General features: G+C 56.8%; 14 protein-coding genes and 1 other RNA gene. 6 read left to right on the top strand and 9 right to left on the bottom strand.

The features are described from left to right. Window positions 1-200 precede the first annotated feature (200 nt). Window positions 201-1112, bottom strand: a complete 912-nt coding sequence (locus ACK3BK_RS21640) for a restriction endonuclease (RefSeq protein ID WP_411383273.1) — start codon at window positions 1110-1112, stop codon at window positions 201-203. Window positions 1113-1332: 220 nt separating this feature from the next. Beyond that, window positions 1333-2286, bottom strand: coding sequence for a DNA-methyltransferase (locus ACK3BK_RS21635; RefSeq protein WP_411383272.1), 954 nt, complete (start codon window positions 2284-2286; stop codon window positions 1333-1335). A 101-nt stretch (window positions 2287-2387) separates the two neighbouring features. Between ACK3BK_RS21635 and ACK3BK_RS21630 the strand changes: the two genes are divergently transcribed. Next, the gene (locus tag ACK3BK_RS21630) at window positions 2388-2624 is read left to right on the top strand and encodes a helix-turn-helix domain-containing protein (protein WP_411383271.1); all 237 of its coding nucleotides are present in this window, start codon (window positions 2388-2390) and stop codon (window positions 2622-2624) included. Beyond that, on the top strand, window positions 2621-3184 hold the full coding sequence (locus ACK3BK_RS21625; RefSeq protein WP_411383270.1) for a hypothetical protein: 564 nt from the start codon (window positions 2621-2623) through the stop codon (window positions 3182-3184). The genes ACK3BK_RS21630 and ACK3BK_RS21625 overlap by 4 nt, the downstream gene beginning before the upstream one ends. Before the next feature lie 61 nt (window positions 3185-3245). Here ACK3BK_RS21625 and ACK3BK_RS21620 read toward each other — a convergent pair whose 3' ends face one another. The 4 genes from ACK3BK_RS21620 to ACK3BK_RS21605 all read right to left on the bottom strand — a co-directional run bounded on the left by ACK3BK_RS21620 (window position 3246) and on the right by ACK3BK_RS21605 (window position 5717). After that, window positions 3246-3548 carry a hypothetical protein gene (locus ACK3BK_RS21620; RefSeq protein ID WP_411383269.1) on the bottom strand — a complete coding sequence of 101 codons (303 nt, stop codon included), beginning with the start codon at window positions 3546-3548 and terminating at the stop codon, window positions 3246-3248. A gap of 598 nt (window positions 3549-4146) precedes the next feature. Further along, window positions 4147-4410, bottom strand: a complete 264-nt coding sequence (locus tag ACK3BK_RS21615) for a DUF3077 domain-containing protein (protein ID WP_151924314.1) — start codon at window positions 4408-4410, stop codon at window positions 4147-4149. Between the two features lie 516 nt (window positions 4411-4926). Continuing rightward, window positions 4927-5318: a transfer-messenger RNA gene (gene ssrA, locus ACK3BK_RS21610) on the bottom strand. A 105-nt stretch (window positions 5319-5423) separates the two neighbouring features. Continuing rightward, window positions 5424-5717: a hypothetical protein gene (locus ACK3BK_RS21605; protein WP_063546147.1), complete on the bottom strand. Its 294-nt coding sequence runs from the start codon at window positions 5715-5717 to the stop codon at window positions 5424-5426. 353 nt (window positions 5718-6070) lie between these two features. On the opposite strand from ACK3BK_RS21605, the gene ACK3BK_RS21600 reads away from it, so the two are divergent. Genes ACK3BK_RS21600 through ACK3BK_RS21590 form a run of 3 tightly spaced genes read left to right on the top strand, consistent with a single transcriptional unit; the run spans window position 6071 to window position 8672 of the window. Continuing rightward, a complete protein-coding gene (locus tag ACK3BK_RS21600; protein WP_411383268.1) occupies window positions 6071-7507 on the top strand; it encodes a cytochrome ubiquinol oxidase subunit I in 1437 nt (478 codons plus the stop codon). Window positions 7508-7510: 3 nt separating this feature from the next. Further along, window positions 7511-8518 (top strand): cytochrome d ubiquinol oxidase subunit II, encoded by a 1008-nt coding sequence (gene cydB / locus ACK3BK_RS21595; protein WP_186722437.1) that lies wholly within the window; start codon window positions 7511-7513, stop codon window positions 8516-8518. Window positions 8519-8531: 13 nt separating this feature from the next. Beyond that, complete coding sequence (locus tag ACK3BK_RS21590; RefSeq protein ID WP_063546145.1) at window positions 8532-8672, top strand: DUF2474 domain-containing protein; 141 nt, start codon at window positions 8532-8534, stop codon at window positions 8670-8672. Window positions 8673-9052: 380 nt separating this feature from the next. Here ACK3BK_RS21590 and ACK3BK_RS21585 read toward each other — a convergent pair whose 3' ends face one another. Both ACK3BK_RS21585 and ACK3BK_RS21580 read right to left on the bottom strand, forming a co-directional pair. Continuing rightward, complete coding sequence (locus ACK3BK_RS21585) at window positions 9053-10177, bottom strand: methyltransferase (RefSeq protein ID WP_186709991.1); 1125 nt, start codon at window positions 10175-10177, stop codon at window positions 9053-9055. Window positions 10178-10274: 97 nt separating this feature from the next. Next, window positions 10275-10982 carry an autoinducer binding domain-containing protein gene (locus ACK3BK_RS21580; RefSeq protein WP_411383267.1) on the bottom strand — a complete coding sequence of 236 codons (708 nt, stop codon included), beginning with the start codon at window positions 10980-10982 and terminating at the stop codon, window positions 10275-10277. Between the two features lie 203 nt (window positions 10983-11185). Here ACK3BK_RS21580 and ACK3BK_RS21575 point away from each other — a divergent pair, with 203 nt between their 5' ends. Continuing rightward, the gene (locus ACK3BK_RS21575) at window positions 11186-11962 is read left to right on the top strand and encodes a ferredoxin--NADP reductase (protein WP_186668392.1); all 777 of its coding nucleotides are present in this window, start codon (window positions 11186-11188) and stop codon (window positions 11960-11962) included. Between the two features lie 55 nt (window positions 11963-12017). Here ACK3BK_RS21575 and mscL read toward each other — a convergent pair whose 3' ends face one another. Next, window positions 12018-12431 (bottom strand): large-conductance mechanosensitive channel protein MscL, encoded by a 414-nt coding sequence (gene mscL, locus ACK3BK_RS21570; RefSeq protein ID WP_054894040.1) that lies wholly within the window; start codon window positions 12429-12431, stop codon window positions 12018-12020. Between the last annotated feature and the right edge of the window lie 78 nt (window positions 12432-12509).

The following is a 12509-nucleotide window of genomic DNA, read 5'->3' as shown; positions in this document are numbered from 1 at the left end:
TCTGGCGCCTGAGGAGGGAGTCCTTGGCTTGGTCCATAGCTGCAACTTCCCTGTGATCGTGAACCGGGTTTCGTGTGGATGCCTGGAAGGGAATTTACCTCGTTTAGGTGGCATATTGCCATGCCTGGGGCAGGGACGACTCAGATTCCCTGCGGAGATCGGCGCAGGCGCATGGGCAGGCGATCAACGCTACGGCGCAGTTAGTCCTCGGTGAAGTAGTCGCTATCCAGATGCTTCACTTCGTAGACCTGTTTAACGCTGCAGCCCAGGTTGTAATCGACCATCAGTCGGGCGAGTTCGGCGCCATCGATAAGCACCACTTTGATGTCCAGGCTCAAGGCAGCGTCGCGGGCTCCGGCGGAGAAGTCGGATGTCGTGATGAAGACGCCTTTACGGGCGCGTTTACGGGTCAGCGCCCCGATGAACTTATCGATCTCAGGCCGATGCACCGTGTTACCCCAGCGCTTGGCTTGCAGGTAGATGACATCCAGCCCGAGCTTGTCTTCCTTGATGATGCCGTCGATACCATCGTCGTTGGTTTGCTGGGTTGCGCTGCCGGCCTCTTTGCGTGAACCCCCGTAGCCCATGGCGATCATGAGATCGACTACTAATTGCTCGAAGAATGTCGGCGAAGCGGCGCGGACTTGGGCGAGGAGGTCGTCTGCCAGTGATTGCATCAGTGCCTGGTGGGCTGTGGACAGTTGTTCATCAGGAGTGGATTGCTCGGTGGGGTCAGGTTGGGCTGCCAGCATTGGGTTGTTGGCAGGGTTCGCGGTGTGGAATGCGGCGAACTCTGGAAATTGCTTGAGCCAACTGACAGTGATGCGGGCAGGGCCGTTGTTAAGGGCCTCAAGGCCGCGTGGAGTGATCTGGACCAGGCCTTTGGCCGGGATCACGAGCAGACCGGCTTTGTTTAGATAGGTGCGCGCCCAGCCGACTCGGTTGTTGATGATTGTTTGTTTACCTGACGGGAGGCGTTCGGTGCGTTCGTTCTCGGTTAGGTTGAACTCGTTGGCTACGTGCTCGCGAAGATCGCTGAGCGTGATCGGAGCGCGGTCGGCAACGATGGTCAGGATAGGGCGCATGATGGTTTGGAAGTCTGGGATGGGCATGAGGGAAGTCCTTTTCGCAGTATGGGACTAGTTTTAATAGTGAGGAGCTACAAGGCCGTTGTCGAGAGCAACGATGATTGAGTTTTGACTAATGATGGAGTGGTTTTATAGTTGCTGTGGATTATGCGGGGCGTTCTGCGACGACTTGTCGTAGCACAGTTAAAGACAATATGGGGAAAAGCGTAGGCGCTTATTTTTCAGCGCCTACATATGGGGTGTTTTATTGGCTCTCAAAGGTAAGCTGTGCTTGTTTTTGGTAGGTGCTGAGATTTACGTACTCTCCATTAAGGATTCTGTCATATATATTTTGCAAGTCGTTTTTTTCGCAGTTTTTATCTACAAAGCGAAAGGCTGATGCTGCAACGTATTCAGGGAGCATTTCAAAGCTGCACCAGTTCCTGCCAGTGGCTTCTGCAACTTGCCCCGTAGTGTTCGAGCCTCCAAATATATCAACAACCAAATCCCCGGGCTCAGTGAGCATTTGTATAAAAAACTCTGGGAGTCGCGCCGGAAATCTCGCTGGATGCCCCTTTAGTCCAAGCTTTTTGCATGACGCTAAATATGCGCCGTTAGACTCAGAGTTTGGAATTTGTAAAAGATTTGGGGGGATTGCACCGCCATTGTCCTTGCCAAAGCTAGTGCTGATGTCGTGGCCTGAGGGACGAGCTTTTGCTGTATAAAATTTCTCGGGATCTTCAATTAGTTTCTTCATGCGGTCGCTATATGGAGCGAGTACTTTTGTGATATCCGATTTCGGCCATTCGGTCTTGCTGAACCACCAAACAGTATTTACTGCATCCTTGACCCGCAGTTTACGCTTGTTAACCCACTCGATAGGGCTGGGAAGCTTAGATGGGTTGAACCAATAAAAGTCTTCGGCAAGGAAAAATTTTAATTCGTCAATCATTCGAATTAGTACGCGAAAGTTGTAAAGGCTTCTTACTGGGACGCCTTTCATATATGCGCCACCGAAATCTACTACAAAGCTTCCGTCGCTTTTGAGCTTTTGATGAACTAGTCGCGCGAAACCTAGGAACCAGTCGATATACGCATGTTGGTCTAAGTTCCCGTACTCCTTTTGTCTCTGTAAGGCGAAGGGCGGGCTCGTCATCACAAGGCTAACACTGTTGTCGGGCAGTTTCGTTAAAAGCTCCATAGAGTCGCCAATGAACATAGACCCATTGGCTGTGGAGTACGCTGGGGGTAGGTCAAGCATCATAAAAAGCTACTCATAGTCTGTAGATTCATTGTCATCAGAGCACGATTATCTCCTTTATGACCAAAAACATAAAGCCCTCCGCGACGAGGCATCTGCTCGCATCGAACCTCAGGAAAATGAGGACAGCTCTTGATCTGTCACAGGAGGATCTGGCTCATGCCGCTGGGCTCCACAGGACCTACGTGGGGTCTGTGGAGCGGGGTGAGCGAAATATTTCGATCGATAATATTGAAAGGCTCGCTATGGCTTTGGGGGTGTCGTCGTCGAAGTTACTAGAGGAGGGAGAGCAGTGAATTTAATTCCACATGATGATTTGGTTGAGTTGGAAAAGCTGTGGCCGTCCATCCAAGAATATCAGAACCTGGCACGTAAACATGGTATAGACGATGTGTTTCAGGATAATGGCGGTAAATTGCTTCAAGTACTGTTAAGTCTTGGTCTAAAAGTGTTGCCAGGACGTGAAGGTAATGATGCTGTAGACGCAGACGGGCAGGAGTATGAGCTAAAGTCTGCGAACTCTGAGTTAGTAGTGAGCTTCTCAACTCACCATCATATGAATCCAGTTATTATTGGGAAATATAGAAAGGTTCCGTGGATTTTTGCCATTTACAAGCATATTGCTATACAAGCTATTTATCTTCTTATGCCGTCTCAGTTGGAATTTTATTTTTCTAAGTGGGAGGGTAAGTGGTACGAGGATGGTGGAAAAGATATAAATAACCCGAAGATTCCGATTTCCTATGTAATAGAGCATGGTAAGTTATTGTACGGGGTTGCTCCTGTTCCGCCCTTTGGTAAGCGTAAGAAAACAGTGCCGCTGGACGCCGGAGGGTTTGAGGCTGATGATTTTTAAAATAGTTACTGTTCAAGTTTTCTAATGAGTATTAAGTGCATATTCTCAAGTGGTTGTTATGCTATAGCCAGTGGTTGGGGATTAGCATCTCGTGGCGTTTTGCGACGGATTTTAGCATTGATAGAATTTCTGCATGTCGTGTTTTTTCCTCAGGACACCAAGCGTCACGTTTACTTAGTAATTCTTTCAGCTCGCTGAGGTTGTACATGTTTAGGCGATGAAAGTTGCCCCAGCTTGGGATGCCGAAGAGATTGTAGATGATCGTTGTCGAATCGCGCTCGCTAACTAGGCGTCTATTGCCGTTGAGCATACTTTCTGCATTTTCTGCTTCGTCCCGATCTTCATAAGTATTCAATAGTTTCATGATTGTCTGATGTCCTTAAGATGTTTTTGGGTGCTGCCTCGTAGGCAAGTAGGGTGTTGGTTTCTTTGTTTGTATAAAACTATGAAAATATCTGCATTTGTAAAAATTGATTGTCATGCTGTAATGCACTCCTATCTTATCACTGCTCGCTTGTAAGGCCAATGGCAGGTTCAGTGTAGGTGATGTCATTCATCTGCTGCAGTGTTGGGTTGACTAGTTAAGTGTTAACTGCGGGCTGTTTTTGCGGCGCTATATTTTATGGTGTCTGAGGTTGGCGAAAATGGATGGCTGAGAGGCATTCCGAAGATCGTGGGTGCAGACCTTCTAAGGCCATCACGCGAGGTAAAAGCAATGATCTGCTGTCTTTTTAATAGGTGGTTTGCTGTTTTTTAAATGGGGCTATTGGTTGCGGTGTTCAATGTATATGTTATGGTTGGTTTATGATTTAAAATTTAGTAATGCGGGCTTTTTTATATGGCTTAAGTCTAACTACAGCTCGTGGCTATTGAGTTTCATCTAGCCTAAGCGCGGCAAATTTTTTCGCGTCATGAAGCAACGCCACGGAGCTGTAGTTCAGTTTAGACGAGGTGTGTATCGTTCAGCGCATCATCCCCAACTCCGCATCATCCAGCAGCGCTTTACCCAGCGCGCAGAGATAATGTCCGGCCCAGATAAACGTTGGTTTATTCTCCATTAGCCCTTCTACGGTGAGGTCTCGAGCGTACCCCATCAGCTCTGAGGCTTGCTCCCTAGCCCGTTCGCATGGGATGCCGGGCTCGATACGAAACAGCGGGTGAGTTTGATTTTCACCTTGGTAGAACACTGTTTCACCGGCTGTGCATTTGATGTTTTCAGTGGGCATCGATCAATCCCCCTGATTGAAATGCATCAGGGGGCCTAGAGTCATGAGCTGCAGTCTTCCGCGACAACGCTGGCGCAAAGGCCAAGCACTCTCACCCGCATGCCCAAGGAAATCGAGTAAAGCTGGCGGATCCGGAACAATCTTCAACATGATTTGTTTCCCTTCAAAACGCCATCACCCTCCGCCGTCAAACAGAGGGTGGCAGCTGTACGCGGGTTGACAGACCGGCGGAAACAACAAGTTCCGGCGCACGCAAGCGTGCCCGCACGTACAGCCGCCATAACGACGAGCCGTTTTGTTGTTTACCGTTGCGACCTGTCAAAGTCATGCCGTTGATGAGCAACGACTCGGCGAGACTAAGACCCTGAAAAAGCGACCGCAACGGAAAACAGGCGCCGGCAGTATCTTTGGGAAACGGACTACACGAAAGGGGATGAATCCGATTTTCAGCGCCCTGAACCTCAAACGGCAGCCACAAAAAAAGACGCCCAAGGGCGTCTTCTTCTGTTTCGGATTTGGTGGAGCCGGGGGGATTTGAACCCCCGTCCGCCAGTACTCCGCTGTCGGTACTACATGCTTAGCCGTGTCTACTGAGTTAATCCGCAGCCGCCCGACGGGCAGGGTGCTTTGGACGAGTTGGGTAAGTTTTAGTCGCTTTGCCCCCAACGTGCTACACGACGATCCTGTTCTGTATGACAATCATTTCGGGTTTACAGGCATCCCCTGATGATTGCTGGAGCCGAAGCTACCAGGAGAGCGGGCTCAGCTGCTTACGCAGCGAGAGCGTAGCCCTCGTAGTTTTCGTCATTGGCAACTATAGAAAGTTGCAACAGTGGATTTACGAGTTCTGTTACCAACTCGGCATGCACCTAGAGTTTCGCTACCGGCGTCGAATCCTGATCGGCCCCACACTCAGCTCTAGCTGACGTATCTCTCGACACGTGCCGCCGAGTATACGCCTTTGCGCGGGCGGCGTCGACTGCTGCTGCCGCCGCCCGTTGCAACAGAGCGGCTCAGGCGCCGCTGCCGCCGGCCGAGCCGCTGCCTTTCTCGGTCTTTTCCAGGCGCTCCAGCACCTTGCTGGTGATGGCGATGCACTCCTTGGTATCGCCGCTGGCCTGGGCGGCCTTGGCTTTGTCGACATGCTCGGTGAGGGCCTTGTCCAGACCTTCGGACGTGGCGCCGGCGGTAGCCATGCTGTCGTTGATCTTCTGCAGGTTGATCGCGCACAAGTCATCGGCAGCGAATACAGGCGAGGCCAGCAGGGTGGCGGCCGCGAAGAGGGCGGAAAGCGCTGTACCTTTCATGGGTGTCTCCTGGTGAAGGCCTCTGGAAGGTGGGCCTGAAAGGTGGACTGTGGCCATTGGCCAAGGGTTCCATCGGGGTTGACCGGGCGATCCACCAAACCCGTCGCGAGTAAAGAGGGTGAGGCAACCGGTCACGCGGCAAACCACCACACAGCCTGCCCTGGCATTCGGGACTATGCTTTCCAACAGTCGTTGATCTGGATCAATCGTTCCAGATGAAACGAGTTGGCCGCCTGGCCAGAATCCCTGCGATCGAACAGAACAATTCGACAACAGCGCACTCGATCACCGTGGGGGCAGTGAGCGCGAGGGTCACGAGCCCGGACGCCCGGATTACCTGAAGAGGAAGCACTATGTTCGGTTTAGAGGCCTTGGAGCTCGCCCGAATCCAGTTTGCGTTTACCGTATCCTTCCACATCCTGTTCCCGGCCATCACCATTGGCCTGGCGAGCTACCTGGCGGTCCTCGAAGGCCTCTGGCTGAAGACCAACGACAATGTCTACCGCGACCTCTACCACTTCTGGTCGAAGATCTTTGCCGTCAACTTCGGCATGGGGGTGGTCTCGGGGCTGGTCATGGCCTATCAGTTCGGCACCAACTGGAGCCGTTTCTCCGACTTTGCCGGCGCCGTCACCGGGCCTTTGCTGACCTATGAAGTGCTCACTGCCTTCTTCCTCGAAGCCGGTTTCCTCGGGGTCATGCTGTTCGGCTGGAACCGCGTGGGGCGTGGGCTGCACTTCTTCGCCACGGTGATGGTGGCGCTCGGCACACTGGTGTCGACCTTCTGGATCCTCGCCTCCAACAGCTGGATGCAGACGCCCCAGGGCCACGAGATCATCGATGGCCGGGTGGTGCCGGTCGACTGGCTGATGATCATCTTCAACCCCTCGTTCCCCTACCGCCTGATGCACATGGCCACGGCTGCGTTCGTGGCCACGGCGTTCTTCGTCGGTGCCTCGGCGGCCTGGCATCTGCTGCGCGGGCGGGATAATCCGGCGGTGCGCAAGATGCTGTCGATGGCCATGTGGATGGCGCTGATCGTTGCGCCGATCCAGGCGGTGATCGGTGACTTCCATGGCTTGAACACGCTCAAGCACCAGCCGGTGAAAATCGCCGCCATCGAAGGCCACTGGGAGAACAAGCCCGGCGAGCCGACGCCGCTGATCCTGTTCGGCATCCCCGACATGAAGGCCGAGACCACGCGCTTCAAGATCGAGATTCCGGCATTGGGCAGCCTGATCCTGACCCACAGCCTGGACAAGCAAGTGCCGGCGATGAAGGAATTCCCGCCTGAAGACCGGCCGAACTCGACCATCGTGTTCTGGTCGTTCCGGGTCATGGTCGGGCTGGGCTTCCTGATGATCTTCGTGGGGCTGTGGAGCCTGTGGCTGCGCAAGCGTGGCACGCTGTACAGCTCGCGGCCGTTCCTCTACCTCACGTTGTGGATGGGGCCGTCGGGGCTGATCGCGATCCTCGCAGGCTGGTTCACCACCGAGATCGGCCGTCAGCCGTGGGTGGTGTATGGGCTGATGCGCACGGCGGACGGGGTGTCGAACCACAGCTACGGACAGCTCGGCTTCACCCTGGTGATGTTCGTGGTGGTGTACTTCGCGCTGTTCGGCACCGGCATCGGCTACATGATGCGCCTGGTGCGCAAGGGGCCGCATACCGGCGAGGGCGACACGCAGCCACCGGGAGGTCCGGGGCAGAAACGCACGCCAGCGCGGCCGCTGTCGGCTGCCGATGACGGCACGGAACACGACGCCGTCAGCCTGAACAAGGGGAACTGAGCCATGGGTATCGATCTTCCGCTGATCTGGGCCGTGATCATCATCTTCGGGGTGATGATGTACGTGGTCATGGATGGCTTCGACCTGGGAATCGGCATGCTCTTCCCCTTCGTCAAGGGCGAGCGTGACCGTGATGTGATGATGAACACCGTCGCCCCTGTGTGGGACGGCAACGAAACCTGGCTGGTGCTGGGCGGGGCGGGGCTGTTCGGGGCCTTCCCGATGGCCTACTCGGTGGTGCTTGAGGCGCTGTACCTGCCGCTGATCCTGATGCTGGTGGGCCTGATCTTCCGTGGCGTGGCCTTCGAGTTCCGCTTCAAGGCCAAGGCCGACAAGCGCCACCTATGGGACAAGGCGTTCATCTGGGGTTCGCTGGTGGCCACTTTCTTCCAGGGCGTGGCGCTGGGGGCCTTCATCGAGGGCTTCAAGGTGGTCGACCGCCACTACGCCGGTGGCGCGTTTGACTGGCTGACGCCGTTCAGCATCTACAGTGGCCTGGGGCTGATCGTGGCCTATACGCTGCTGGGTTGCACCTGGCTGATCATGAAGACCGAAGGGCCGCTGCAGAAGCAGATGCACGACCTGGCGCGGCCGCTGGCGCTGGTGCTGCTGGTGGTGATCGGCATCGTCAGCCTGTGGACGCCGCTGGCTTATCCACAGATCGCCGATCGTTGGTTCAGCATGCCCAACCTGATCTGGTTCATGCCGGTGCCTGTGTTGGTGCTGGTGACCTTCTATGGGTTGCTCAAGGCGGTGGCGCGCAACGCCAACTACACGCCGTTCCTGCTGACCCTGGTGCTGATTTTCCTGGGCTACAGCGGGTTGGGCATCAGCTTGTGGCCGAACATCATTCCGCCGTCGATCTCGATCTGGGATGCCGCTGCGCCAGCGCAGAGCCAGGGCTTCATGCTGGTGGGGACGCTGTTCATCCTGCCGTTCATCCTGGGGTACACCTTCTGGAGCTACTACGTGTTCCGCGGCAAGGTGACCCACGACGATGGCTACCACTAGGGAGTGCCGGGCGATGGATATCGAGGAGAAGAAACCGCTGTGGCAGCGCCTGGGTTGGCTGGTGCTGATCTGGGCGCTGAGTGTCGCGGCGCTGGGGATCGTGGCCTATGGCATGCGCATGTTCATGAGTGCGGCGGGGTTGAGTACGCATTGAGCCGGGTAAGGGCTTTGTTGTCCTGGTAGGAGCACCTTCCTTGTTCAAAATCTAAAGGCCAGCCCGGTCCTTGTGGGAGCGGGCTTGCCCGCGAAAAGGATACTGCGGTGCATGGCACCGGCTGCGCCGGTGATCGCGGGACAAGCCCGCTCCCACAGAAGACTGGTTCCCCACAGAAGACTGGTTCCCACAGAAGACTGGTTCCCCACAGAAGACTGGTTCCCACAGAGGACTGGTTCCCCACAGAAGACTGGTTCCCACAGAACACTGGTTCCCATAGAGGACTGGTTCCCACAGAAGACTGGCTGGTTTCAAACCCTAACCCTGGACCCGACATTGGGCTGGCTTTTGGGTTTTTTACAAGACAGTTGGCCCTACGATCACTTGCGCGCCTTGAGCACCACGAACTTTGGCGTCGCCGCGACCTGCTCCACACCGCGGAACAACCGCGACAGCTTGCTGTGATAGCCCAGGTGGCGGTTGCCGACGATGTACAGCGCGCCGCCGACCACCAGCGCCTCCCGGGCTTGCTGGAACATGCGCCAGGCGAGGAAGTCGCCGACCACTTGCTGCTGGTGGAATGGCGGGTTGCACAGCACCACATCCAGCGACTGCTTCTGCTGCCCGGCCAGGCCATCATCGGCGTGGATGTCCGCTGCGCGATCGCCCAATGCCGCCTGCCAGTTTTCCCGCGCCGATTGCACGGCCATGTACGACTCGTCCACCAGCGTGTAGTGCGCATCCGGGTTGGTCAGTGCACTTGCGATGGCCAGCACGCCATTGCCGCATCCCAGGTCTGCGACCCGGGCGCTGCCGAGGTTGCGCGGCAGGTGCGGGAGGAAGGCGCGGGTGCCGATGTCCAGGCTTTCGCGGCAGAACACGTTGGCATGGTTGACCAGCTCCAGCGCTGGGCTGTCCAGGCGGTAGCGGGTGGGGTAGGGCGAAGCTGCGACGGGGCGCTCGCCAACCGTGGCGATCAGCAGGCGGGCCTTTTTCTGCGCAAGCGACGCCTGGACCGGGCCAATGTACTGCTCCATCAGATCGCCGGCGGCACGCGGCAGGTGCTTGATCATCGCCCCGGCGATCACTTCGGCGCCGGGTGCCAGCTTGCCCTGCAGGCGGATCAGTTGTTCCTCGAGCAGCGCGAGGGTCTTGGGTACGCGAATCAGTACGCGGTCGAACGGCCCCTGCCAATGATCGCTGGAGGGTACGAAGGGCACGCTGTCGTAAGGTTTGCCATTGCGCGCGAGGTTTTTCTCCAGGGCCAGGTGGGCCAGATAGGAGTCGCCGCTGCTGGTCACCTGCACGTGGCCGGCGAGGCTTGCCGCCAAGGCGCCGAAGCTGTCGTTGAGGATCAGCACGCGGCACGCGGCTTGAGGTGCCTGGGCTGCCAAATGGCTCAGCAGGTACTCGTCGGCAGCGTCGAAGGCTTGCAGGGGGTCGTTGTTCTGCTCCGGCTGGCGGATCAGGTCGAGTTCGGCGAAGGGGCTGGTCAGCAGGGGCATGGGGGAACGGACTCGATGCGGCTTTGCCTGTGGTGGACGACCACAGGCGTCAAAACGTTCGATTCTACAGGGCTTTGCCGATGACGGGCAGTGACTCTCAGATTAAACCGTGACGCACGGCAACCACGACGGCAGCGGTCTTGTTGGACACGTTGAGCTTGGTGATCACGCTGCGGATATGAAAGTTCACGGTGCTCGGCGACAGCGAGAGAATGCAGGCGATGTCTGATGCGGTCTTGCCATCAGCGGTCCACTTGGTGACCTCCAGCTCACGGTCGGTCAAGGCTGGGGCCGGATCCATCGCCTTGCGGTGATGATTGCAGATCAATTCATGCAGCACGTTGTGCAGCCAGAGCAATTGTGCGCTCTCGGCCAGGAATTCGAGTGTCGAGATCGGGTGCCTGGGGCGGGCCACGCTGAGCTGGCTGATGTCGTGGATGTGATCGTGGAGCGATTGCGTCCACCCATGCCGCAGGCCATGACTGCAGGCGAGGCTACGGTATTCGGGGGCCTCTTTATAGAGTTCGTCTTCCCAGAGCACTGGGGCCGTGGAGCTGCGGCTGAGGGCCATGACAGGGTCTTGCTCGATGAAGTGGCGATCTGCCTGATAGTGGGCATTCCACTCCTTGGGAAAATTGTTGTACAGGATCACATGGGCACGTTGTGCAGGAACATGTAGGTGCAGCGCAAGCCCGAGGTACTCCATCCCCATCTCTTGAACGAGTGCGATGGCTTGGTCGAACATGCGTTCTGGGTGCCGCTCACCCAGCAACGCATGGAGATTTTCGGGCTTCCAATGCGACATGTTCTTGCTCCAAGTGGATCCATAATTTCACGACATCCACCCGAGTGTAGGAAAAGCTGACTAACGCGCAGGAAATTTTTCGCTATAGCCAATGCCTGAATATAGATTTTGTTGTACCTGATCTGTACGAGACCCTACAGCTCCTCGGTGTTCCTGCGCGTCACTTTGCGCCACACTTGGCGTATTCACCTTGGGAGTCCGTCATGACCGCCAGTGCCGACAAGTTCACTTCGCAAACCCTGCTCGATGTCCAACCTTTGACGCCGAACCTCTTCAGCCTGCGTGTAACGCGTGATGCGGGGTTCCGTTTTCGGGCCGGGCAGTTCGCGCGCCTGGGGGTGTCCAAGGCCGACGGCAGTGTGGTGTGGCGGGCCTATTCGATGGTCAGCGCGCCCCATGACGAGTTTCTCGACTTCTTCTCCATCGTGGTGCCGGGTGGCGAGTTCACCAGCGAATTGAGCCGGCTGGGAGAGGGCGACACACTGCTGATCGATCGTCAGGCTTTCGGCTACCTGACCCTGGATCGCTTCGTCGGTGGCCGCGACTTATGGCTGCTGGCCACAGGCACCGGTATCGCGCCCTTCGTGTCGATCCTCCAGGACTTCGAGGCCTGGGAGCGCTTCGACAACATCAAGCTGGTGTATTCGGTGCGTGAAGCCAAGGAGTTGGCGTACCTGGACCTGATCGCCGGGCTTGAGCAGCGCGACTACCTGGCCGAGTTCGCCGGCAAGCTGCAGTTCATTCCGGTGGTCACGCGTGAGGTACATCCTGGCGCCCTGAATGCGCGGATCACCACGCTGATCGAGAGCGGCGAGCTGGAGCGGGCGGCGGGCCTTGAGTTTTCGCCGGAGCATTCGCGGATCATGCTGTGCGGCAACCCCGACATGATTGACGAGACACGCAAGGTGCTGAAGGCGCGCGACCTGCAACTGAGCCTGAGCAAGCGGCCGGGGCAGGTGGCGGTGGAGAATTACTGGTAGGGCGCTTTGCGCGCGACGCTATCCGGGGCCGTATCGCGGCCCCGGTGCGTTTCGGTCACGGCTGGCGGTTCTGCGCCTTGAGCAGGTCGCGGATCTCGGTCAGCAGGGTTTCCTGTGGCGTCGGCACCGGTGGGGTGGTGGGGGCCACGGCCTCTTCGCGCTTGAGGCGGTTGATCGCTTTCACGCCCATGAAGATGGCGAACGCCACGATCACGAAGTCGATGACGGTCTGGATGAACTTGCCGTAAGCCAGCACCACCGCCGGGATATCGCCTTCGGCGGCCTTGAGGGTGATCGCCAGGTCACTGAAGTCCACACCGCCGATCAGCAGGCCCAGTGGCGGCATGATCACGTCGCCCACGAACGACGAGACGATCTTCCCGAAGGCCGCGCCGATGATGATACCAACCGCCATGTCGACGACATTTCCCTTGACCGCGAAGGCCTTGAACTCGCTGAGCACGCCCATGTTTTATTCCTTTGTAACAAATGGTGAGGTAAACGCAGTGTAAGCCACTAAAACGCTTCATGCGCTGCATTCAGGGCT

Origin of the sequence: Pseudomonas sp. L7, assembly GCF_046605565.1 — a bacterium.
Lineage (GTDB): Bacteria > Pseudomonadota > Gammaproteobacteria > Pseudomonadales > Pseudomonadaceae > Aquipseudomonas > Aquipseudomonas wayambapalatensis.
Note: the sequence above shows the minus strand (reverse complement) of the source record. Positions and strands in the feature narration are given on the sequence as shown.